This is a genomic window from Amycolatopsis sp. NPDC021455 (assembly GCF_040640995.1).
In the GTDB taxonomy this organism is placed as follows: Bacteria; Actinomycetota; Actinomycetes; order Mycobacteriales; family Pseudonocardiaceae; genus Amycolatopsis.
The window spans coordinates 129,648-151,644 of sequence record NZ_JBFACT010000014.1 but is presented as its reverse complement, the minus strand read 5'-3'; the positions used below and the strand labels follow the sequence as shown (position 1 = coordinate 151,644).

Annotated in this window: 24 protein-coding genes; 8 read left to right on the top strand and 16 right to left on the bottom strand. The window is 72.0% G+C overall.

What is annotated here, in order from left to right:
- Positions 1–97 precede the first annotated feature (97 nt).
- Together AB0G28_RS19505 and AB0G28_RS19500 are read left to right on the top strand one after the other, a co-directional pair.
- Positions 98–1,327 (top strand): alpha/beta hydrolase-fold protein, encoded by a 1,230-nt coding sequence (locus tag AB0G28_RS19505; RefSeq protein ID WP_361090275.1) that lies wholly within the window; start codon positions 98–100, stop codon positions 1,325–1,327.
- A gap of 4 nt (positions 1,328–1,331) precedes the next feature.
- Positions 1,332–2,108 (top strand): class I SAM-dependent methyltransferase, encoded by a 777-nt coding sequence (locus tag AB0G28_RS19500; RefSeq protein ID WP_361090272.1) that lies wholly within the window; start codon positions 1,332–1,334, stop codon positions 2,106–2,108.
- Between the two features lie 43 nt (positions 2,109–2,151).
- Here AB0G28_RS19500 and prcA read toward each other — a convergent pair whose 3' ends face one another.
- The 4 genes from prcA to dop form a co-directional block, all read right to left on the bottom strand.
- The gene (gene prcA, locus AB0G28_RS19495; RefSeq protein WP_361090269.1) at positions 2,152–2,940 is read right to left on the bottom strand and encodes a proteasome subunit alpha; all 789 of its coding nucleotides are present in this window, start codon (positions 2,938–2,940) and stop codon (positions 2,152–2,154) included.
- A gap of 57 nt (positions 2,941–2,997) precedes the next feature.
- The gene (prcB, locus tag AB0G28_RS19490) at positions 2,998–3,849 is read right to left on the bottom strand and encodes a proteasome subunit beta (protein ID WP_361090266.1); all 852 of its coding nucleotides are present in this window, start codon (positions 3,847–3,849) and stop codon (positions 2,998–3,000) included.
- A 129-nt stretch (positions 3,850–3,978) separates the two neighbouring features.
- A complete protein-coding gene (locus AB0G28_RS19485; protein ID WP_003075646.1) occupies positions 3,979–4,173 on the bottom strand; it encodes a ubiquitin-like protein Pup in 195 nt (64 codons plus the stop codon).
- 188 nt (positions 4,174–4,361) lie between these two features.
- Positions 4,362–5,864 (bottom strand): depupylase/deamidase Dop, encoded by a 1,503-nt coding sequence (gene dop / locus AB0G28_RS19480; protein ID WP_361090263.1) that lies wholly within the window; start codon positions 5,862–5,864, stop codon positions 4,362–4,364.
- A gap of 41 nt (positions 5,865–5,905) precedes the next feature.
- Between dop and AB0G28_RS19475 the strand changes: the two genes are divergently transcribed.
- Positions 5,906–6,424 (top strand): NUDIX domain-containing protein, encoded by a 519-nt coding sequence (locus AB0G28_RS19475; RefSeq protein ID WP_361090260.1) that lies wholly within the window; start codon positions 5,906–5,908, stop codon positions 6,422–6,424.
- Here the strand turns inward: AB0G28_RS19475 and AB0G28_RS19470 are convergent.
- The 5 genes from AB0G28_RS19470 to arc all read right to left on the bottom strand — a co-directional run bounded on the left by AB0G28_RS19470 (position 6,415) and on the right by arc (position 11,165).
- On the bottom strand, positions 6,415–7,035 hold the full coding sequence (locus AB0G28_RS19470; RefSeq protein ID WP_361090257.1) for a hypothetical protein: 621 nt from the start codon (positions 7,033–7,035) through the stop codon (positions 6,415–6,417). The genes AB0G28_RS19475 and AB0G28_RS19470 overlap by 10 nt on opposite strands.
- 52 nt (positions 7,036–7,087) lie before the next feature.
- Positions 7,088–8,029 carry an aldo/keto reductase gene (locus AB0G28_RS19465; RefSeq protein ID WP_361090254.1) on the bottom strand — a complete coding sequence of 314 codons (942 nt, stop codon included), beginning with the start codon at positions 8,027–8,029 and terminating at the stop codon, positions 7,088–7,090.
- The gene (locus tag AB0G28_RS19460) at positions 8,026–8,364 is read right to left on the bottom strand and encodes a hypothetical protein (RefSeq protein WP_361090251.1); all 339 of its coding nucleotides are present in this window, start codon (positions 8,362–8,364) and stop codon (positions 8,026–8,028) included. Before AB0G28_RS19460 ends, AB0G28_RS19465 begins: the two co-directional genes overlap by 4 nt.
- A gap of 18 nt (positions 8,365–8,382) precedes the next feature.
- Complete coding sequence (locus tag AB0G28_RS19455; protein WP_361090248.1) at positions 8,383–9,255, bottom strand: DUF3626 domain-containing protein; 873 nt, start codon at positions 9,253–9,255, stop codon at positions 8,383–8,385.
- 107 nt (positions 9,256–9,362) lie between these two features.
- Positions 9,363–11,165, bottom strand: a complete 1,803-nt coding sequence (arc, locus tag AB0G28_RS19450) for a proteasome ATPase (RefSeq protein WP_361090245.1) — start codon at positions 11,163–11,165, stop codon at positions 9,363–9,365.
- 366 nt (positions 11,166–11,531) lie between these two features.
- Here arc and AB0G28_RS19445 point away from each other — a divergent pair, with 366 nt between their 5' ends.
- Together AB0G28_RS19445 and AB0G28_RS19440 are read left to right on the top strand one after the other, a co-directional pair.
- Positions 11,532–12,401 (top strand): hypothetical protein, encoded by an 870-nt coding sequence (locus tag AB0G28_RS19445; RefSeq protein WP_361090242.1) that lies wholly within the window; start codon positions 11,532–11,534, stop codon positions 12,399–12,401.
- Positions 12,402–12,414: 13 nt separating this feature from the next.
- Positions 12,415–12,864 carry a hypothetical protein gene (locus AB0G28_RS19440; protein WP_361090239.1) on the top strand — a complete coding sequence of 150 codons (450 nt, stop codon included), beginning with the start codon at positions 12,415–12,417 and terminating at the stop codon, positions 12,862–12,864.
- Positions 12,865–13,006: 142 nt separating this feature from the next.
- On the opposite strand, the gene AB0G28_RS19435 is transcribed toward AB0G28_RS19440, so the two are convergent.
- Together AB0G28_RS19435 and AB0G28_RS19430 are read right to left on the bottom strand one after the other, a co-directional pair.
- Positions 13,007–13,837 carry a tRNA (adenine-N1)-methyltransferase gene (locus AB0G28_RS19435; protein ID WP_310972954.1) on the bottom strand — a complete coding sequence of 277 codons (831 nt, stop codon included), beginning with the start codon at positions 13,835–13,837 and terminating at the stop codon, positions 13,007–13,009.
- A 62-nt stretch (positions 13,838–13,899) separates the two neighbouring features.
- Positions 13,900–15,051, bottom strand: a complete 1,152-nt coding sequence (locus tag AB0G28_RS19430) for a site-2 protease family protein (protein WP_361090236.1) — start codon at positions 15,049–15,051, stop codon at positions 13,900–13,902.
- Between the two features lie 211 nt (positions 15,052–15,262).
- Between AB0G28_RS19430 and AB0G28_RS19425 the strand changes: the two genes are divergently transcribed.
- From AB0G28_RS19425 to AB0G28_RS19415, 3 genes are all read left to right on the top strand, one after another.
- A complete protein-coding gene (locus AB0G28_RS19425) occupies positions 15,263–16,162 on the top strand; it encodes a RecB family exonuclease (RefSeq protein WP_361090233.1) in 900 nt (299 codons plus the stop codon).
- Positions 16,162–16,953, top strand: coding sequence for a thioesterase family protein (locus AB0G28_RS19420; protein ID WP_361090230.1), 792 nt, complete (start codon positions 16,162–16,164; stop codon positions 16,951–16,953). The genes AB0G28_RS19425 and AB0G28_RS19420 overlap by 1 nt, the downstream gene beginning before the upstream one ends.
- 64 nt (positions 16,954–17,017) lie before the next feature.
- A complete protein-coding gene (locus AB0G28_RS19415) occupies positions 17,018–17,953 on the top strand; it encodes a ParA family protein (protein WP_361090227.1) in 936 nt (311 codons plus the stop codon).
- 87 nt (positions 17,954–18,040) lie between these two features.
- On the opposite strand, the gene hisG is transcribed toward AB0G28_RS19415, so the two are convergent.
- The 5 genes from hisG to AB0G28_RS19390 form a co-directional block, all read right to left on the bottom strand.
- The gene (gene hisG, locus AB0G28_RS19410) at positions 18,041–18,886 is read right to left on the bottom strand and encodes an ATP phosphoribosyltransferase (RefSeq protein WP_361090224.1); all 846 of its coding nucleotides are present in this window, start codon (positions 18,884–18,886) and stop codon (positions 18,041–18,043) included.
- Positions 18,887–18,933: 47 nt separating this feature from the next.
- Complete coding sequence (locus AB0G28_RS19405) at positions 18,934–19,197, bottom strand: phosphoribosyl-ATP diphosphatase (protein WP_043784093.1); 264 nt, start codon at positions 19,195–19,197, stop codon at positions 18,934–18,936.
- A gap of 102 nt (positions 19,198–19,299) precedes the next feature.
- The gene (locus AB0G28_RS19400; protein ID WP_361090220.1) at positions 19,300–19,785 is read right to left on the bottom strand and encodes a methylated-DNA--[protein]-cysteine S-methyltransferase; all 486 of its coding nucleotides are present in this window, start codon (positions 19,783–19,785) and stop codon (positions 19,300–19,302) included.
- A gap of 17 nt (positions 19,786–19,802) precedes the next feature.
- Positions 19,803–21,266: an AlkA N-terminal domain-containing protein gene (locus AB0G28_RS19395; RefSeq protein ID WP_361090217.1), complete on the bottom strand. Its 1,464-nt coding sequence runs from the start codon at positions 21,264–21,266 to the stop codon at positions 19,803–19,805.
- 59 nt (positions 21,267–21,325) lie between these two features.
- Positions 21,326–21,988 carry an HAD family phosphatase gene (locus AB0G28_RS19390; RefSeq protein WP_361090214.1) on the bottom strand — a complete coding sequence of 221 codons (663 nt, stop codon included), beginning with the start codon at positions 21,986–21,988 and terminating at the stop codon, positions 21,326–21,328.
- Positions 21,989–21,997 lie beyond the last annotated feature (9 nt).

Below are 21,997 nucleotides of genomic sequence, written 5' to 3'. Positions count from 1 at the left end.
CTTTACCTTCACTCAGCGAACCCACAGCCACTCCCCGCTAGCTTCGCGTTGGAGTTGCGGGCAACCATGCCCGCGACCAGGGGTGAGCGGGGAATCGATGCACGGGTACGGCCTGGCGAGCGTCATCCACCGGGCCGGGACCGATCCGGTGCTGCCCGGCGACGTCACCGCCCGCGCCCGCGACCTCGGCCCGCTCGAGTCGCCGCTCATCTGGCTCGCCTTCGCTTCGGCCGCCGTGGCCGTCCTCGCCGTCGTCGTCGCGCTCTGGTATCGCCGCCGCGTCCGGCGCTGGGGGTTCACCGCGTTCGGCGTGCTCCTGCTGCTGGCCGCGGTCACCGCGCTGAACAGCTACGTCGGGTACGTCCGCACTTCCGACGACCTCGCCCGGCTGCTGCAGCGCGGCCCCGGCGTCGTCCACCTCGCCGGCCGCCTGCTCGACGACGACAAGGAAGCCCCCGAACCGTCCTCGGACACGTCGTCGGGTTCGTCGGATTCGCCGTCCGCGTCGCACGGGGGTACGGGCAAGGCCGCCGCCGGCCAGCGGATCGACGTCGTCAACCTCCCCGATCCCGCTCACGGTGTCCCGTCGGGCAGCAACTACGTCATCCTCCCGCCCGGGTACGACACCGACACCGCCCGCCGCTACCCCGTCGTGTACCTGATCCACGGCTACCCGTTCGGCGGCCCCCGCGACTGGCTCACCTCCGGCGACGCCCCCGGCACGCTCTCGGCGCTGCAGCAGGCCAACGTCATCGCCCCGATGATCGTGGTCAGCGTGGACATGACCGCGGGCAACCCCGCCACCGACTGGGAATGCCTCAACGTCCCCGGCGGCCCCCAGCTGGAGACCTACCTCGCCTCGACCGTCGTCCCGGCCGTCGACCACCGCTACCGCACCTTCGCCGACCGCGCCCACCGCGCGCTCGGCGGCATGTCCGGCGGCGGCTTCGGCGCGCTCAACATCGGCCTCCACCACGTCGACGAGTTCGCCACCCTGGTGATCGCCCTGCCCTACGACGACCTCAACGACTCCATCGGCATCCTCGACGGCAACCAGGCCGCGATCGCCGCCAACACCCCCCGCCGCTACCTGCCGGGCATGAAGTTCAGCGCACCGATCTCGGTGATGCTCGCCGTCGGCACCGGCGCCCCCACCGACGTCGTCACCGCCCGCCGGATCGCCGACGCGCTGCGCGCCCGCGGCCAGGAGGCGGTGGTCCACGCCGAACGCGGCTTCAACCACACCTGGCACACCGCCCGCGCCACGCTGCCGTACCTGCTGGCCTTCGCCGACCAGAACTTCCGGGCCACGCCTGCGACATCCTGACCGCATGGATCTCGAGACGCACTACGCGACCGGCCCCGCCGAGCACACCCGGCTCGCGCGCACCCCGCACGGCAGGCTCGAGTACCTGCGCACCCGCGAACTGCTCCGCCGCTTCCTGCCCGAGCCCGCCCGCGTCCTCGACGTCGGCGGCGGCACCGGCATCCACGCCGAGTGGCTGGCCGCCGAAGGGCACGCCGTCCACCTGGTCGACCTCGTGCCGGACCACGTCGCGCACGCCGCCGGCCTGCCCGGTGTCACGGCCGAGACCGGCGACGCCCGGGACCTCACCGCGCCGGACGCCGCTTTCGACGCCGTGCTGCTCCTCGGCCCGCTCTACCACCTCGTCGACGCCACCGACCGGGCCCGCGCCCTCGCCGAAGCACGGCGCGTTCTGCGCCCGGGTGGGCTGCTCGCGGCCGCGGGCATCAGCCGCTACCTCTCGCTGCTGGAAACGGCCGCCGCCGGAACCCTCACCGCCGAACAGGTGGCCCCGATCAGCAGGGTGATCGAGACCGGCGAGTACGACGGTCACGTCGGCTTCGTCCCCGCGCACTGGCACACCGGGACGGAACTCCGAGACGAGGTCGCTACCGCGGGCTTTCCCGACGTGCGCGTGTACGGCGTGGAAGGTCCGGCCTGGCCCGCCCTCGACGCCGCCGGGCTCGACCGGTTCGGCACCCTGGCCGAAGCCGCCCTGCGCGCCGCGCGGATCGCCGAACAGGACCCGCAGGTCATCGACGTCAGCGCTCACCTGCTCGCCGTCGCCCACCGGCCGCACTGACGAAAGCGGGGGGCGCATCCGCGCCCCCCGCTTCGGGAAAGAACTACTCGCCTTCCGGCTTGGCCTCCGGCTCCTCGCCCTTCGGGTCCGGGACCGGCAGCAGCGTGTCCAGCGCCGCCCCGGTCAGCCGCCGGAACGACCGCCGCGGGCGGTCGCGGTCCAGGACCGCCACCTCCAGCTTGATCGGGTCCGCGTCGCCGTTCCCGTTCGCCGCGGCGTTCGAGGACGAAGACCCGCTCGACGAAGACGCCGGCGCCGGCTGGCTCGGCGCCCGCAGCGCGGCCACCGCCACGCCCAGCGCCGCCTGCAGCTCCATGCCGTCCTCGAACGTCTCCTTCAGCTTCGCGGAGATCTTGTCGGTCTGCCCGCCCATCACCACGTACTGCGGCTCGTCGAAGATCGACCCGTCGTAGGTCAGCCGGTACAGCTGGTCCTCCGCCGAGCTCGCCCCCACCTCCGCCACGCAGATCTCCACCTCGAACGGCTTCAGCTGCTCGGTGAAGATGCTGCCCAGCGTCGCCGCGTAGGCGTTCGCCAGCGCCCGCGCGCTCACGTCACGCCGGTCGTACTGGTAGCCCTTCAGGTCCGCGTGCCGGATGCCCGCGACCCGCAGGTTCTCGAACTCGCTGTAGCGGCCGACCGCCGCGAACCCGATCCGGTCGTAGATCTCGGAGACCTTGTGCAGCGTCGCCGACGGGTTCTCCGCCACGAACAGCACGCCACCCGCGTACTTCAGCACCACCACGCTCCGGCCACGCGCGATGCCCTTGCGCGCCAGCTCGGAACGCTCCCGCATCAGCTGTTCGGGAGAGGCATACAACGGCATCGTCACGGTGTGCGCTCCAGGTCTTTCGGTGTTCCAACGTTCACTGTCGTCCGGCTCCGGTCACTACGCCCGGCGCTGGTGGCGCTCGATCCGCCCCGCCACCACGGCTTCGGCCACCGCCGCCGCCTCGGCCTCCGGCAGCTGCACGGCGCCGTGCTCCGCGGTGACCGTCACGACGGTCGGGAAGATCCGGCGCACCAGGTCCGGGCCGCCCGACGCGGTGTCGTCGTCCGCCGCGTCGAACAGCGCCTCCACCGCGACCCGCACCGCGCCCTCGGCGTCGGCGTCCGGGTCGTGCAGCTTCTTCAACGCCGATTTCGCGAACAGCGAACCCGAACCGATCGACGCGTACCCGCCGTTCTCCTCGTACCGCCCGCCCGCGGCGTCGTACGAGACGATCCGCCCGGCGTGCTTGGCGTCCTCGGCCTCCAGGTCGTACCCCACGAACAACGGGATCGCCGCCAGCCCGGCCATCGCCATCTCGAGGTTCGCCTTGACCATCCCGGCCAGCTTGTTCGTCTTGCCGTCCAGCGACAGCGAAACGCCCTCGATCTTCTCGTAGTGCGCCAGCTCCACCGCGTACAGCCGCACCATCTCCACGGCCAGCCCCGCCGTGCCCGCGATGCCGACCGCCGAGTACTCGTCGGTGACGTGCACCTTCTCCATGTCGCGGCTCGCGATCAGGTTCCCCGACGTCGCCCGCCGGTCACCCGCGATCAGCACCCCGCCGGCGAAGGTGCACGCGACGATCGTCGTCCCGTGCGGCACACCCAGCTCCGCCGCGCCACCGGCCACCCGCCGCTCCGGAAGCAGCTCCGGCGCCTGCACCCGCAGAAAGTCCGAAAACGACGACGTCGCCGAAGAGAAGTACGCGGCAGGCAGCGCGGGACCCGAGATGCCCCTGGTGTTGTCCATACGTGCTCAAAAATCCCATCTGTGCGGGCCAGGCGAGCCGGAGTCCCGCGCGGCGGCCGCTACGGCCGCCACCACGCGGAACCCCGGCCGCCGGCTGAACGGTCGGCAAGGGCGCGGGGCCCCAGGCGGCTATTCGCCGCCCTTCTGCACGTAGGCCCGGACGAAGTCCTCGGCGTTCTCTTCGAGCACGTCGTCGATCTCGTCGAGGATCGTGTCGACGTCCTCGCCGAGCTTCTCGCGCCGCTCCTGACCCGCCGCGCCGGTGTCCTCGAACTCCTCGTCGGAGTCACCACCGCCGTGCTTTTCGATCTTTTCCTGGGCCATCTCGCCTCCCGGTGTGGCTGATGTTTCCTAGCCTACCCAGCGGCCCCGACATTCGGGGTACTGTGCCGATCGTTACTAATCCGATCACAGTCACGGCCGGATGGCTTCGTAGCAGCTGTTACGTGCCGTTCGAGGTCCGGCCTACTTCTGACCGGATTAGTAACACCGCGATCGCTGGTGCGTCCCGCCTAGTCCGAACCGGTGAGCGCCTCCACGAGCTCCTCCGCCGTCGCCGCGTTGTCCAGCAACTTGCCGACGTGCGCCTTCGTCCCCCGCAGCGGCTCCAGGGTCGGGATCCGCACCAGCGACTCCTTGCCCACGTCGAAGATGACCGAATCCCACGAAGCCGCCGCAATCGACGTCGCGTACTTCTCCAGCGCCCGGCCCCGGAAGTAGGCCCGCGTGTCCGACGGCGGCGTCGTCACCGCGGCCAGCACCTCTTCCTCCGAAACCAGCCGCTTCATCGACCCGCGCGTCACCAGGCGGTTGTACAGGCCCTTCGCCAGCCGCACGTCCGAATACTGCAGGTCGACCAGCCGCAGCCGCGGCGCGCCCCAGGCGAGGTTGTCCCGCTGCCGGTAGCCCTCCAGCAGCCGCAGCTTCGCCGGCCAGTCCAGCCGGTCCGCGCACTCCTGCGGATCCCGCGCCAGCGCGTCCAGCACCTCGCCCCAGACCCGCAGGACCTCCTTCGACGCCTGGTCCGCGCCCGTGCGCTCCAGGTTCTGCGAAGCGATCTCGTGGTAGGCGAACTGCAGGTCCAGGCCGGTGTACTTCTTCCCGTTCGCCAGCGCGACCTGCGTCTTCAGCGTCGGGTCGTGGCTGATCTGGTGGACCGCCTTGACCGGCTCGTCCAGCTTCAGGTCGTCGAACCGGATGCCCGACTCGATCAGGTCCAGCACCAGCGCCGTCGTCCCGACCTTCAGGTACGTCGAGTACTCCGACATGTTCGCGTCGCCGATGATGACGTGCAGCCGCCGGTACTTGTCCGCGTCCGCGTGCGGCTCGTCGCGGGTGTTGATGATCCCGCGCTTCAGCGTCGTCTCCAGGCCGACCTCGACCTCGATGTAGTCCGCACGCTGGGAGAGCTGGAACCCGGCCTCCTCGCTCTGCTGCCCGAGCCCGACCCGGCCCGAACCGGTCACGACCTGCCGCGACACGAAGAACGGCGTCAACCCCGCGATCACCGCCGTGAACGGCGTCGAGCGCGCCATCAGGTAGTTCTCGTGCGTGCCGTAGCTCGCGCCCTTGCCGTCGACGTTGTTCTTGTACAGCTGCAACGGCGGCTGCCCCGGCACGGAAGCGGCCTTCATCGCCGCCTCCTCCATCACCCGTTCGCCCGCCTTGTCCCAGATGACCGCGTCCCGCGCGTTCGTCACCTCGGGCGCCGAGTACTCGGGGTGCGCGTGGTCGACGTACAACCGCGCGCCGTTGGTCAGGATGACGTTCGCCGCCCCCAGGTCCTCGACGTCCGGGTCGTGCCCCGGACCGCCCGGCCCGGTCAGGTCGAACCCGCGCGCGTCCCGCAGCGGGCTCTCCACCTCGTAGTCCCACCGCGCCCGCCGGGCGCGCGGGATGTCGGCCGCCGCCGCGTACGCCAGCACGACCTGGGTGGAGGTGAGTACCGGGTTCGCCGTCGCGTCGCCCGGCACGGAGATGCCGTACTCGACTTCGGTTCCCATGATCCGCCGCATATGCCCACCCTACGGGGTCGTCCCAGTGGAACGATGCACCCATGCCAGGCAGTGACGAACTCGTTGCCCTCTATGACCAGGCCGGCGCGGTGGTCGGCACGACCACCCGCGCCCGCGTCCGCGCCGAGGCCCTGTGGCACGCCGCCGGCGTCGTCCTGGTCCGTTCGGGTGACGGCAAGGCCGTTTACGTGCACCTCCGCACCCCCGGGAAGGACGTCTTCCCGTCGACCTGGGACTGCTGGGCCGGCGGCGTGGTCGCCGCCGGCGAGACCCCGGCCGAGTGTGCCCGCCGCGAACTCGCCGAAGAGCTCGGCGTCCAGGGAGTGGAACCCGTCCCGCTGTTCACCAAGGTCTACGACGACGGCCGCAACCGCTGCCACAACTTCGCCTTCGAGGTCCGCTGGGACGGCCCGATCCGCCACCAGGCCGAAGAGATCGCCGAAGGCCGCTGGATCACTCTGGAGGACCTCCGCGCCTGGGTCGACGACCCGGCCCCGGAACTGCCATTCATCCCGGACGGCCGCGAAGGCGTCCAGGAATGGTTCCGCCGCTACGGCTGAGCCGTCAGCTTCGCCGTCATCGCGGGCAGCAGCCGCTTCGCCGCGTCCACCGCGCGGGTCTCGGTGCTCGCCGAGACCGTCAGCTCGGACACGAGCCTTCCCTTGGCCAGCAACACCGTGCAGGTCTTGCCGTCGCACCAGGCCTGCTGCCGCTCGACCCCCGGCTGGACGGGGACGCTCACCGTCTTGCCCGCGCACTCGTTCTCCGCGACGGCCTGGGCGGCCGAGGAGTCCGGGAACGCCACGACGCGGTGGCTCAGCACCGACCCGCTGGCATAGCGCCAGGTCGCGGTCCGGCTGCCCGCCGACGGCCCGTCCGCCAGGCAGCCCGCGACCTCGTTCGAGGCCGGCTGCACGCCTTCTTCGGCGACGTCGGCGTCGGACAGCAACGCCTGCGCCGCGAGCCGGTCGGCGTCGTCCACGACCGGAGCAGGCTTGACCGGAGCCGCCTTCGCCGGGCTCACGGGGGCGTCCGAAGGGGGCGCGACCGCCGAGGACGTGGGCACCGGATCGTCGTAGTACGTCTCCAGGTTGTCCGTAGGGCCCCCTTTGCAGCCCGTGAGACCCACCAACGCGACCGCGGTCAACGCGATCGCCTGCCGATGACGCACCTGCTCCGGCCTCCTGTCGTCCGTGGCGTGCAGCGAAGAGTAGTGCAGCCCTTCAGTCCCACGACAAGGAGGACCGGTGTCGCCAGTACTCGCCCGGTTCCTCGGCGAGCGTGGCGAGCGCGTCCCGCTCGGCGGCGGTCAGTTCCAGCGCCGTGGCCCGCAGGTTCGCCGCCAGCTGCGCGGTGCTCGCCGGGCCGATGACCGCCCGGCCGGCCCAGTCCTGGGCCAGCACCGCGGCCACCGCGACCGCGTCCGGCCCGGTCCCGTGCGCCGCCGCGATGTCCCGCACGACGGACGGCGCTTCGACCGCCAGCCTGCCGTTGGCCAGGGTTTCCTTGACCAGCACCCGTTTCCCGGCCGCGTGTGCCGCAGCGAGAGCGCGTCCCGCCGACGGCTCGAGGACGTTCCACGTCGACTGCACCGCCGAGAACACCGGGCGTCCCGCGGCTTCCAGCGCGAACGCCCGCTCGATCGCGTCCGCCTGCGCCGGCCCGGACGTCGAAAACCCCACCGCGACACCGTTCGCGGACAACTCCGCCAAGGCTTCCAGGAGTGGCTCGTCGGTGAACAACGGACTGTCCACAGTGAGCGAATGCACCTGGTACAGACCCACCCGATCCCCCAGCAGCGCCAGGGTTTCCGCCCACTGCGCGGCGAACCGCGCCGCCGAGTGCTCCTTCACCTCGTGCACGTCGGCGTCGAGCCGCCAGTCCCCGACGTACGCGTAACCCCACTTGCTGGAGACCTCGACGCCGGCGTGCCCGCGTTCGGCGAGCCAGCCGGCCAGGAACTCTTCCGAACGCCCGTAGGAGCGGGCGACATCGACGTGCCGGACACCGGCGGCGTAGGCGGCGTCGAGCACCTCGAACGTCGCGGCCCGCATCGAAGCGACGTCCCGCACCGGCGGCAGCGCCCCGTCCCGGCCGAGGTTGATGTAGGCGGGCCTGCCCAGCGCCGCCAGGCCGAGTGCGATGCGCTCCACGGGTCCCCTCACGCCGTCTGCTTGTGCCGGAGGATGGCCAGCCACTGATCGGAGTTCTGGGCCTGGCGGTGGAGCTTCTCCAGCCGCGCGGCCGGCGCCCGGACGTAGCCCTTGCCGAAGACCGGCGCGATCTGCCGGAGGCTGGCGCCGCCTTCGCGGGCGGCGAGCAGCAGCCAGTCCGAGGCGTCGGCGCACGCGGCGGATGCGCGGCGGAACTCGCCGAGCAGATCGATGAGCTCCTGCGCGCTCACCTCCCCCGCCTCGACGGCGGCCGCCGTCGTCTCCAGCCAGGCAAGAACGTCGGACTCGGTGATCGGCGCGCGCGGCCGCCGGGTTTCTTCGCTCACGCCGGGAAGTATAGGGCGTTATACGCAAGGATCCGGGGAGCGCGGGTTTCGGCGTGGCTCGGCGGGTGAGCCGAACCGCGCGGTGCAGTGCCACACGCGTTTGAGCACCTCGGGATCGTGCCGGCCGGCGTTGACGGCGTCGCCGATCACGCGGGCGTCCAGCCAGCCGTCTTCGGCGATGTCCTCGCCGGCCCGGACGACGTCCGCGCCACGGTAGCCGGGGTGTTCGGCGAGCTCGGCCACCGACAGCCGGAATCCGTGGTGCCACGAGACCGGGAACGGGAGGCCGGCGGCGGCCGTCTCGATGTCGGTCCCGCGGAACGCCGGGTCCAGGACCAGCGCCGCGACGTCGGACGCGAGCCGGAGCGGGCCGTGGACGTGCGCCTCGATGTAGTCGTCGAGCGGGTCGCGGGTGTCCGCTTCGGCGAGCGGGATCAGCGGCATGTGGGCGGCCGTGCCGAAGTCCGCGGGATCGTGGAAGCTGTCGGGGTAGCAGAACGTCGTCCGCGCCAGCACTTCCCGCTTCAGCCGCAGGTGGCAGGAGCCGAACCGGATCGACCCGCCCGCCGGGCGGCGGCGGTGGTCGAGTGAGCCGTACTTCGGGCGGGCCGAGGGCGGCAGGGTGTCGTAGACGCCGCCGAACATCCGGTGCTCCCAGCGCCGGCGGTCGCCGCCGGGGTGTGCGGTGAGGCCGCCGTTGCTCGTCCCCGTCTCGAACTGCGAGCGGTAGACGCCGTCGGTCAGCCAGTGCCGCACCAGCGGCATCTCCCCCACCAGCCGGTCCGGGTGGAAGTGCAGCGTGACGTCCAGGCCGCCCGGCAGCGGCGGTCCGGAGACGCGGGCGGCGACGTGCGCGATCGCTCGCCGCCATGGTTCTTCTGCCGCGGTCATGGGTGTCGACCTTCCCCGAGGGTATAGGTCGTTATACACAATGCGAGGTCCGTCGGACACGCCGATGGGGCGGCCGCCTCGGCGACCGCCCCATCGATGGTCCGGAACTACAGGTACTGACCGGTGTTCGTGGCGGTGTCGATCGCCCGCCCCGAGTCCTGGTTCTTGCCGGTGACGAGCGTGCGGATGTAGACGATCCGCTCGCCCTTCTTGCCGGAGATCCGGGCCCAGTCGTCCGGGTTGGTGGTGTTGGGCAGGTCCTCGTTCTCCGCGAACTCGTCGACGATCGCGTCGAGCAGGTGCTGCACGCGGAGACCCGGCTGCTTGGTCTCCAGCACCGACTTGATCGCCGATTTCTTCGCCCGGTCCACGATGTTCTGGATCATCGCGCCCGAGTTGAAGTCGCGGAAGTACAGGACCTCCTTGTCCCCGTTGGCGTAGGTCACCTCGAGGAACCGGTTCTCGTCGCTCTCCTCGTACATCCGCTCGACGGTGTGCTGGATCATCGCGTCGAACGTCGCCTTGGCGTCGCCGCCGAACTCGGCGAGGTCGTCGGCGTGGATCGGCAGGCCTTCGGCCAGGTACTTGGAGAAGATGTCCTTCGCGCCCTCGGCGTCCGGACGCTCGATCTTGATCTTGACGTCGAGCCGGCCCGGCCGCAGGATCGCCGGGTCGATCATGTCCTCGCGGTTGGAGGCGCCGATGACGATGACGTTCTCCAGGCCTTCGACACCGTCGATCTCCGACAGCAGCTGCGGCACAATCGTGGTCTCGACGTCGGACGACACGCCCGACCCACGGGTCCGGAAGATCGAGTCCATCTCGTCGAAGAACACGATCACCGGGGTGCCCTCGGAGGCCTTCTCCCGCGCCCGCTGGAAGATCAGGCGGATGTGCCGCTCGGTCTCCCCGACGAACTTGTTGAGCAGCTCGGGGCCCTTGATGTTCAGGAAGTAGGACTTCCCGTCCGCGGCGTCGCCGCGGGCCTCGGCCACCTTCTTGGCCAGCGAGTTCGCCACCGCCTTGGCGATGAGCGTCTTGCCGCAGCCCGGGGGGCCGTAGAGCAGGACGCCCTTGGGCGGCCGCAGCTGGTACTCCTGGTACAGGTCGGCGTGCAGGAACGGCAGCTCGACCGCGTCCCTGATCTGCTCGATCTGCCGGGACAGGCCACCGATGTCCTCGTAGCGGACGTCGGGCACCTCCTCCAGCACCAGGTCCTCGACCTCCGCCTTCGGCACGCGCTCGTACGCGTAGCCGGCCTTGGAGTCGACCAGCAGCGAGTCGCCCGGCTTGAGCGGCTGCTCGGCCAGCAGGTCGGAGAGCAGGACCACCCGCTCTTCGTCCGCGTGCCCGACCACCAGCGCACGGGGGCTGCCGCCCTCGACGTCGGGGGCGAGCACCTCGCGCAGCGCGCACACCTCACCGGTGCGTTCGAAGCCGCCGCCTTCGACCACGGTGAGCGCCTCGTTGAGCCGCAGCGCCTGGCCACGCCGCAGCGACGAGATCTCGACCGCGGGCGAAACCGACACCCGCATCTTCCGGCCGGCCGTGAAGACGTCCACCGTGTTGTCCTCGTACGCCTCGACGAAGACGCCGTACCCGGACGGTGGCTGGGCCAGCCGGTCGACCTCCTCGCGGAGGGCGAGGAGCTGTCCTCGCGCTTCGCGCAGGGTTTCGACCAGTTTGGTGTTGCGCTCGGTGAGCTGGCTCACCCTTTCCGAGGCCTCGGCGAGCCGCTGTTCGAGAACTCGGTTCTGCCGTGGCGAGTCGGTCAGTTTGCGGCGCAGCAGCGCCACTTCCTCCTCGAGAAAACGGATCTGCCGAGCCTGCTCGTCCGCCGTCGTCCCAGCTCCGGATGTTGCTGAAGGGTCGGCCTCCTCGCGCCGACCTCCGGGAAGGTCATGATGCATCGGGCACCTCCTCGGAGTGCTTTTCATTCCACGGTACCGGCGATCACCGACAAGAAAAGGCCTTTCCGGATCACAAGATCGGCGCGTCGCGGTTTCCCCGCCTCCCCCAGCACGGACATTCCCGCAGCGCAAGCGGCCATTTCGGTGCCGTGGCGCGGGTGCGCGGCGGGTTCCGACCGGCCGGGGTGAAGCAAGCACGTCGGGAGTACCCCGCCGCCGGGGCGCCCAACCCTGCCGGGATCGGGGCGATTCCGGCGAGTTCCGCCCTAACCGCGCGGTGGGCGGGCCCGATGGCTAGCATCGGGCCGACCACGGACCGGCAGTGAGGGCCGGGTCTCTTCGAAGGAACGCCAGGGGGTACCACTCATGACCTACCCGCCGCAGCAACCGGGCGGTTACGGCCAGCAGCCCGGTGGTTACGGACAGCAGCCCGGGCCGTACGGTCAGCCGCAGCCGGGCGGTTACCCCCAGAGCGGACCCCAGCCGCAGCCGGGCTACGGCGGCACCCAGCAGTTCGGCACGCCCGACCCGTACGGTCAGCCGCAGCAAGGCGGCTACACCCCGCAGACGGGCCCTCAGCCCCAGCAGGGCTATCCCCAGTTCGGCCAGCCGGACCAATGGGGCCGGCAGGACCAGTGGGGTCAGCAACAGGGCTTCGGGGGGTACGACCCGTACGGCGGCGGCAGCTTCGGTGAGGCTCCCCCGCCCAAGAAGAAGAAAACCGGGCTCATAATCGGCGTCGCCGCGGGCGCGGTGCTCCTCGTCGGTGGCGGCGTGACGGCGCTGGTCCTCACGAACAGCGGTGGCGAGCAGGCCGCGGCACCGCCGGCGAGCAGCAGCTCCGCGGCGCCGTCGACGGTGCCGAAGGCGACCACCCCGAAGCCGAAGAGCACCGCGCCGACGAGCCCGACGTCGAAGAGCAGCAAGCCCGCGGGCGGCCCGGCCCCCGGCGGCAAGCCGAGCTCGCAGGAGCTGTTCGACGCGACGATCACCGCCTACAACGCGAGTGACGAGAGCGCCCTCGCCGACACCATCTGCCGGAGCGTCTTCGAAGGCACCACCGGCGACATCCCGAAGGTGACGGTGAAGCTGACCGGCTCGCCGCAGGACAGCGGGGACAAGTCCACCGTGCGCTACTCGGCCACCGACGGCAGCAAGACCAAGGTCGGGACGATGTCGGCGCGGAAGGAATCCGGGCTGTGGTGCCTGTCGAACGTGCAGGCGGACGGCTCGTGAGCCCCCGCAGGCGGTGAACCGCGCCTTCGCCGCCGGGCTGGTCCTGCTCGGCGTGGCCGGCACAGGGGTCGTGCTGGGCCTGCTCCTCGTCGCCCCGGACGGCGCCCGGCCGGCACCGTCGAGCCCGCCGCCGTCACCGCCCCGCTCGTCGGCACCACCGGCCCCCGACGCGGCCGACACGGCGGCGGCTGGCGTGCTGGCCCGGGCGATCGTCGACGCGATCGCCCGCCACGACTCGGCGGCGTTCGGCAAGCTCACGTGCCGTCCGCAGACCGCCGAAGCCCTGGCGAGGCTGCAGCGGATGTGGGACGCGGCCGGCCCGGTGACGGCAACCCTCCCCCGCCCACCGGAGCTGCGCGGCGAGTCGGCGACGGCGGTGGTCCACGTCGAGGCGCCGGGCGGCACGAAGGACACGCCCTTCCCGCTGCACAAGGAGAACGGCCGCTGGTGCGTGCCGGGCTGAGCGAGGCCAGACCGGCGGCGTGAACCTCGGGCCGCGGATCCGCCCCAATGTGGCATTGGGTGCGTTGGACGCACCCAATGTGGCGTTCGGTGCGTTGGACGCAACCAACGCCACATTGGGGCGTTTGTCGCGGGGCGCGAACCTAGCCTTTGCCCTTGCTCGGCCGGCGGGACACCCGCGGGGACACCGTGCCGTCCGCCAGCCGCCGCGCGGTGAGCAGGAACGCCGTGTGCGCCACCATCCGGTGGTCCGGGCGGACCGCCAGGCCGACCACGTGCCACGGGCGCATCAGCGTCTCCCACGACTCCGGCTCGGTCCAGCACTGCTGTTCGCGCAGCGACTCGGTCACGCGCGAGAGCTGCGTCACCGTCGCGACGTACACCGTCAGCACGCCGCCGGGCACGAGATGGGCGGCCACGTTCGGCAGCTGGTCCCACGGGGCCAGCATGTCCAGCACGACCCGGTCGACCTCGCCCTCGTGCGAGGCCAGGTCGGCGACCGTCAGCGACCAGTTGGCCGGCTTCTCGCCGAAGAACTTCACGACGTTCCGCTCGGCGTGTTCGGCGTGGTCGTCGCGGATCTCGTAGGAGTGCACGTGCCCGGCCGGGCCGACCGCGCGCAGCAATGAGCACGTCAGCGCGCCGGAGCCGGCGCCGGCTTCGAGCACGCGGGCGCCCGGGAAGATGTCGCCCCACATCACGATCTGCGCGGCGTCCTTCGGGTAGATCACCTGCGCGCCGCGGGGCATCGAAAGCACGTAGTCCGGCAACAGCGGACGCAGCGCCAGGTAGGTCGACCCGCCCGCCGACGTCACCACCGACCCTTCGGGACGGCCGATCAGGTCGTCGTGGGCCAGGGCGCCGCGGTGGGTGTGGTACTCACCACCGGCGGCGAGCGTCAGGGTGTAGTGCCGCCCCTTCGAGTCGGTCAACTGCACCCGATCACCCGCGCGAAACGGTCCGCTGACCGACAACACTTCCTCCTGTACCCCGAATGGCCGACGACAGATCTTCGCAGGCCGTCCCGGCCACGACCTCAGCGGGTACGGCGGTTCAGCGCGGCCCGGAGGTCGTCCCGGCGCAGCACGCCCGCCGGGCGGCCCTCGTCGTCGACCACGAGGAACTGCCACGCCGGGGTCTCGCGGACGCGCTCGACGACGTCCTCCCCCGGCTCGGACGCCAGGAGCACGGTTTCCGCCCGGATCGGCTCGGCCGCCAGTTCGGCGGGCGCGTGCGGCGACGTGCCCGCGAGCCGCTCCGCCGCGCCTTCGTCGAGGAGCCCCGCCGCGACGCCGTCGGCGCGGACCAGCACCACGCCCCGGCCGGCCGACGCGGCGAGCGCGTCCGACACCGGGCTTTCGGCCGGCAGCTGCAGCACCGGCCGGACGAGCTCGCCGAGGACGAGCCCTTCGGGCCAGGCGCGGCGTGTCTCGGCGGCCAGTTCCGACCGCGCGCCGAGGATCACGAACCACGCCGTGACGACGCAGACGCCCAACCGCAGCCACCGGTCCGGGCTCGCCGTCGCCAGACCCCAGAGCGCCCAGACGAGCAGCCCGGCGGCCACGACCGCGCCGCCGGCGACCGCGGCGCGCGTCCCCTTCGCGCGGATGCCGGTGGCCGCCCAGACGCCGGCGCGGACGAGCCTGCCGCCGTCCAGGGGCAGCCCGGGCAGCAGGTTGAACACGCCGACGGCGAGGTTCGCCACCGCGCACTCGGCGACCAGGAGCCAGACCGCGCCGTCCGGCGGCACGGCGAACACGAGGAGCCCGCAGAAGCCGCCGAGCAGCAGCGACACCGCCGGCCCGGCCGCGGCGACCAGGCCCTCGTCACCGGGACGTTTCGGCGTGCGGGCCACTTCGGACAGACCGCCCAGCAGGAACAGGCGCAGCCGCCGCACGGGGATCCCCAGCCGCAGCGCGACCAGGCAGTGCCCGAGCTCGTGGGCGAGCACCGACAGGCCCAGCAGCAGCGCGAACGCACCCGCCAGCAGCCACGACGTCGCCGCGGTGGCGTCCGGCAGCAGCCGGCCGACGAGCGGCGCGTAAAGCACGACGACGATCAGCGAGCCGATCCACCAGGACGGCGCCAGCAGCACCGGCACCCCGGCGACCCGGAACAGCAGGAGGCCGCCGTCCGGGAGGACGGCCCGCCGGGTGCCCCCGGTGCCCTGCTCACTGGTCGCGGCCATGCGGAGAGCCTAGAGCCCCGGGTGTGGGTACCGGGTGATCCGGGCCCCGAAGGTGTCGCGCCCACAAGCGCCCCAATGTGGCGTTGGTTGCGTCTGACGCACCGAACACCACATTGGGTGCGTTGGATGCACCGAACGCCACATTGGGGCGCTCGGGGCCGTGGGCGTTGCGGTCGCCGGAACTGTCGTACCCCGGCGTTACGCTCTGCCCATGCCCGACGCCGAGACCGTGACCACCGACACTCCAGCCTCCGCCGTCGCCACCGAGGTGCGGCGGCGGCCCGCGTTGTCGCCGTCACGGGCCAGCGACTTCAAGCAGTGCCCGCTGCTCTACCGGTTCCGCGCGGTCGACCGGCTGCCGGAGGTCCCGACCAAGGCGCAGCTGCGCGGCACGCTCGTCCACTCGGTGCTGGAGCGGCTGTTCGCGCTGCCGGCCGCCGAACGCGTCCCCGCGCAGGCCAGGGAGCTGCTCGGCCCGGCGTGGACGGACCTGTCCGCGGACCGTCCGGAGTGGACCGAGCTGTTCGACGGCGAAAAACCCGAAGACCACGCGGAATGGCTCCGATCGGCCGAAAAGCTGCTGGACGCCTACTTCGACCTGGAGGACCCGCGGCGGCTCGAACCGGAGGCCTGCGAGCTGCACGTCGAGATCGAACTGGGCTCCGGCGTCCTGCTGCGCGGCTACATCGACCGGCTCGACGTCGCGCCGACCGGCGAGATCCGGGTCGTGGACTACAAGACCGGCGCCGCGCCGCGCGAAATCGGCGAGGCCAAGGCGATGTTCCAGATGAAGTTCTACGCCGTCGTGCTGTGGCGGCTGCGCGGGATCGTGCCCCGCCAGCTCAAGCTGATGTACCTGACCGACGGCCAGTCGCTGGCCTACACGCCCGACGAAGCCGAGCTGCTCCGCTTCGAGCGCACGCTGGAAGCCATCTGGCAGGCCATCCTGAAGGCCGGCAAGACCGGCGACTTCCGGCCGAACAAGAGCAAGCTGTGCAACTGGTGCGACCACCAGGCGCACTGCCCCGAGTACGGCGGCACGCCGCCGGAGTACCCCGGCTGGCCGGAGCCCGACGCGGGCGACGAAACGCCGCTGGACCGGGCGGACTGATGGCCGACGCCTTCTACGTCCCGCTCGGCGGCGGCCGGTTCTCCGCGACCGGGCACACGGCGGGGCCGTGGACCCCGGACGCCCAGCACTTCGGCCCGCCGTCGGCGCTGCTGGTGCGTGCCCTCGAAAACGTCGAACAGGCGCACCCGGCCGAGCTGGCCCGGGTGACGGTCGAGATCCTCGGCCCGGCACCGGTCGCCGAGCTCACCGTGCGGGCCCGCGTGGACCGGCCCGGCCGGTCGGTCGAACTGCTGCAGGCCGAGCTGGCGAGCGCGGACCGCGTGGTGGCGCGCGCCTCGGCGTGGCGGATCGCGACGGCCGACACGGCGGAGATCGCGACCGACGCGGGCCCGCTGCTGCCGTCACCGGGCAGCGTCGGCGAGTCGCCGTGGCCGGAGGGCTGGCAGGGCGGCTACCTCGACGCGGTGGAGTGGCGCGCGGTGCGCGGCGGCATGGACGTGCCGGGGCCGGCGGCGGTGTGGGCCCGCCAGCGTGTCCCGCTGGTCGACGGCGAGGAACCGAGCGGCCTGCAGCGGCTGTTCACCGTCGCCGACTCCGGCAACGGCGTGTCGAACTACCTCGACCCGCGCCGGTGGTGGTTCATCAACGCCGAGCTGACCGTCCACCTGCGGCGGGTGCCCCGGGGCGAGTGGATCGGCCTGGACGCGGTCACGCTGGTGGGGCGGCACGGCGTGGGCACGGCGACGAGCATCCTGCACGACGACGGCGGCCCGGTGGCCACCGGCGCCCAGGCCCTGATGGTCCGGCCGCGACAGGCCGGGGGCGGATAGCCACCCACAACGGGCCCGCATCCAATAACCTTCGCGGAACGACCGACTTGAGGAGCGCTCCGGCATGCAGATCACCTCGGTGGTCAACCAGAAAGGCGGGGTCGGGAAGACCTCACTGAGCGTCGGCACCGCGGCCGCGCTGGCCGAGCGGGGCCGGCGGGTGCTGCTGGTCGACCTCGACCCGCAGGGCCACGCGACGACCGAGATGCTCGGGCTGACCGAGGTCGCCGCGGATCAGCCGAGCCTGGCGAAGGCGCTGGCCAAGACGTGGAAGGGCCCGATCGAAGAGCTCGTCGTGCCGCACCCGCGCAGCAACCTCGGCAAGGGCGGCGCGCTCGACGTCGTGCCGACGTCGCCGGGGATGTTCGACCTGATCCGGCGGCTCGACTCGTTCCGCGTCCCCGGCTGGCAGCTGGCCCGGGTCATCCAGTTCGCCAACTACGACCACTGCGTCATCGACTGCCCGCCGGCGCTGGACGTGCTGACGAACAACGCGCTGGCGGCGTCGCACGGCATCCTGGTGCCGGTCCAGCCGGACAAGACGAGCATCCGCGCGCTGCGGCTGCTGGCCGACCAGGTCCGGTACGTCGAGCAGACGGTCGGCCGCCCGTCGCTGTCGTGGTTCGGCCTGGTGCCGAGCCTGTACCGGCGGCCGATCTCGCACTACGCGGCCGCGGCGCTGCAGGAGATGTACGACTTCGGCATCCCGATGCTCTCGCACCTGCCGCTGGGCGTGGTGATGAACGAAGCGGCCGCGCACGGCGTCCCGGTGACGACGTACGCGCCGGAGACGTTGCAGGCGCTGTCGTTCCGCGAGATCGCGGCGACGCTGGACGGCTACCTGGAGCAGAACCAGGCGCCGGCCGTCGTGCCCGCCGACGAGGAGTTCGTCTTCGAGGACTTCATCTCGGAGGTGGCGGTGGCCCGCAACGTCAACGACAACGGCGCCCGCAAAGGCCTGTACGACCTGCTGCCGAAGAAGCCGAACCGGCCGCGCTGAGCTTCCCCGGCCGCGAAGGTCGCGAATGACTCATTCGGGACGTCGGAGGTCCCGAATGAGTCATTCGCGGCAGTGCGGGCGCCGGGGTCAGAGGCGGCAGGAGCGGATGTCGGACGCCAGGATCGCCTTGGCGCCGACCTCGGCCAGCTCGTCCATGATCCGGTTGACTTCCTTGCGCGGCACCATCGCCCGCACCGCGACCCAGTCTTCGTGGGCGAGCGGGGCGACCGTCGGCGACTCCAGGCCCGGCGTGATCGCGATCGCGCGCTCCACCAGCGTCCGCGGGCAGTCGTAGTCCAGCATCATGTACTGCTGCGCGAACACCACGCCGCGCAGGCGTGCGGCCAGCTGCGACTTGGCCTTGCTCTGCTCGGTGCCCCGGCGTTGCAGCAGCACGGCTTCCGACACGCAGATCGGGTCGCCGAACGCCACCAGGTTGTGCTGCCGCAGCGAGCGCCCGGATTCGACGACGTCCGCGATCGCGTCCGCCACGCCGAGCTGGATCGAGATCTCCACCGCGCCGTCGAGGCGGATCACCTCGGCCTCGACGCCGTGGCGGGCGAGGTCGTCGCGGACCAGCCGCGGGTACGACGTCGCCAGCCGCTTGCCGTGCAGGTCCGCCGGCTTCCAGTCCCGCCCGGCCGGGGCCGCGTAGCGGAAGGTCGAGCCGCCGAAGCCGAGCGCCAGGATCTCCTCCACCGGGGCGCCGGAGTCGAGCGCGAGGTCACGGCCGGTGATGCCGAGATCGAGCTCGCCGGAACCGACGTAGATCGCGATGTCCTTGGGGCGCAGGAAGAAGAACTCGACCTCGTTGACGTGGTCGAGCACCGTCAGGTCGCGCTGCTCATGCCGCTTCCGGTAGCCCGCCTCGCCGAGCATCTCCGTCGCCGCGGCGGCGAGGGCTCCCTTGTTCGGCACGGCAACACGCAGCATTTCGCTTCTCTCCTCGTTCCTCGCCCGGTCCAGCACCGAGCGACCCGTCACAGGTAGCGGTAGACGTCCTCGGTCGACAGGCCGCGGCCGAGCATCAGCACCTGCACCCGGTACAGCAGCTGGGAGATCTCCTCGGCGAGGCGTTCGTCGGACTCGTGCTCGGCGGCGATCCACACCTCGCCGGCTTCCTCCAGCACCTTCTTGCCCTGGGCGTGCACCCCGGCGTCGAGGGCGGCGACGGTGCCGGACCCGTCGGGACGGGTACGCGCGCGCTCGGCAAGCTCCGCGAACAGCTCATCGAAGGTCTTCACGGACCGGAATCCTTCCATCCCGGCCCCCGCCGTGCCGCCCCGGCCCGCCGCGGATGCCGCCCATCTCACACGGATGTGGACCGCGCCTCCCACCAGCTGGGATCAGAAGAGCGCGCCCTGCTCGAAGTCCAGCAGGTACCGCTTGCGCTCGAGGCCGCCGCCGTAGCCGGTGAGCGAGCCGTTCGCGCCGACCACGCGGTGGCACGGGACGATGATGCCGATCGGGTTCTTGCCGTTCGCGAGGCCGACCGCGCGCGACGCCGCCGGGTTGCCGAGCCGGTCGGCCAGCTCGCCGTACGAGATCGTCGTTCCGTAGGGGATCTTCCGCAGCTGGGCCCAGACCAGCTGCTGGAACGGGGTGCCCGCGAAGACCAGCGGAACCTCGAACTCCTGGCGCTGCCCGGCGAAGTACTCCTTCAGCTCGGTCTCGGCGCGGTCGAAGACGGCCGCGCCGGGATCGTGGGAGCCGAAGGTCAGCTCGTCCGGGCGGTGGCGCTGGTCGACCATGTAGAGGCCGCAGAGCGCGTCGCCCTCGGCGACCAGCGTCAACGGGCCACAGGGGCTGTCGACGACGGCGTGGGTTCGCATGGAGACTCTTGTCGGTTTCATGCCGCGGGCATCCGGTTGATCGCGTGGTCTCCGGTGGCCCACAGGTGCTGGGTGGCGTAGGCCCGCCACGGGCGCCACGCGGCGGAGCGGGCGACGACGGCGGCCTGGCCGCCGAGGCCGAGGGTTTCCGCCGCGTACTTGATGCCGAGGTCGGTGGGGAGGAACGCGTCGGGGTCGCCGAGGGCGCGCATCGCGATGCTTTCGACCGTCCACGGCCCGAACCCGGGCAATGCCGTCAGGGCCGCCCGGGCTGCCTCCCAGTCGCTGCCCGCGCTGAGGTCCAGCCCGTCGGTCAACGCGGAGACCAGGGCGAGCAGCGTTTGGCGGCGGCTGCGCGGCATGGCCAGGGTCTCGGGGTCCAGCCCATCTAGGGCCGACGGTGACGGGAACAGGTGGGTCAGGCCGCCTTCGGGGTCGTCGACCGGTTCGCCGTGTGCGACGACGAGCCGGGCCGCGTGGGTGCGGGCCGCCGCCGTCGAGACCTGCTGGCCCAGCACGGCCCGTACCGCGAACTCGGCGCCGTCGACCGTGCGCGGGACCCGGCGGCCGGGTGCGGTCGCGACGAGCGGGGCGAGCAGCGGGTCGGTGGCGAGCTGGTCGTCGACGGCGACCGGGTCGGCGTCGAGGTCCAGCAGGCGGCGGCACCGGCTGGTGGCGGCGGGCAGGTCCCGGAGGTCGGTGAGGGTGAGGCGGCAGGCGATGTGACCGTCCTCGGGCCGCAGGGCGACGACGCCGTGGCCGTGCGGCAGCCGCAGCGTCCGGCGGTAGGCGCCGTCGCGCCACTCCTCCACGCCCGGCACGCCGGTCGCCACGAGGTGCCCGAACAAGTTGTCCGGGCAGAGCGGCTTCCGGTAGGGCAGCCGCAGCACGAGCGCTCCGGCCGCGGCCGACGGCGTGCCCTTCGCGCGTTGCCGCAGTTCGGTCGGCGAGAGGGCGAACACTTCTCGGACGGTGTCGTTGAACGTCCGGATGCTGCCGAACCCGGCGGCGAGGGCCAGCTCGGTCATCGGCAGCGCGGTCGTCTCGATCAGGGTCCGCGCGGTCTGCGCACGCTGGGCCCGCGCCAGGGCCAGCGGGCCGGCGCCGAGTTCGGCGAACACCTGGCGTTCGACCTGCCGGACGCTGTAGCCGAGCCGGGCGGCGAGGCCGCGGACGCCTTCGGTGTCGACGACGCCGTCGGCGATCAGCCGCATCGCCCGCGCCACCAGGTCGGCCCGCTCGTTCCACAGCGGCGAGCCCGGGCTGGCGTCGGGGCGGCAGCGCTTGCAGGCGCGGAAGCCGGCCTGCTGGGCCGCGGCCGCGCTCGGGTAGAAGCTCATGTTCCGCGGTTTGGGCGGCACGACCGGGCAGCTGGGGCGGCAGTAGATCTTCGTCGTCAGGACCGCCGTGTAGAACCACCCGTCGAAGCGGGCGTCCTTCGCCTGCACGGCCCGCACGCACCGTTCGAAGTCCTCATGCACCTCGTCAGCATCGCGGACGCCGGCGACCCGGGGCTAGCGGAAATGCGACATGGTGGTGATCAGCCGAGCAGGGCCGCCAGCGCCGGCACGTCGATGCCCACCAGGGAGTCGCGGAACACGCGCCGCTCCCCCGTTTCGACCGGGACGTCGTTCGGGATCACCAGCACGGTGCAACCCGCCGCGACCGCGGACGCGGTGCCCGGCGGCGAGTCTTCGACCGCGACGCAGCGCGCCGGGTCGACGCCGAGGAGCTCGGCCGCCTTGAGGTACGGGCGCGGGAGCGGCTTGTTCAGACCTTCGACCTCGTCGCCGCACACGGTGACGTCGAAGAAGTCCCGGCCGATCGTGTTCAGCGCCAGCTCGGTCAGGTCGCGCTCGGTGGAGGTGACCAGCGCCGAGCGCAGGCCCGCCTCGCGCACCGCCGTCAACGCCTCACGCGCGCCCGGGCGCCACGGCAGCGCGTCGTCGAACAGCCCGGCCGTGCGGCGGCGGATCTCCTCGCCCGTCGAAGCGACGGCGTCCGGCGTGACCGGAAGGCCGACGACTTCGAGCAGGTACGCCGAGGTGTCGTCCATGTTGGACCCGACGAGCGTCATCCGCTGTTCCTCGGAAAGCCTGCCGCCGAGCCACTCCGCCGTCTCGTAGAGGGCGACGTCCCACAGCTTCTCGGAATCGACGAGCGTGCCGTCCATGTCCCACAACACGGCGTCGAGTCCGTCCACAGTGGAGTC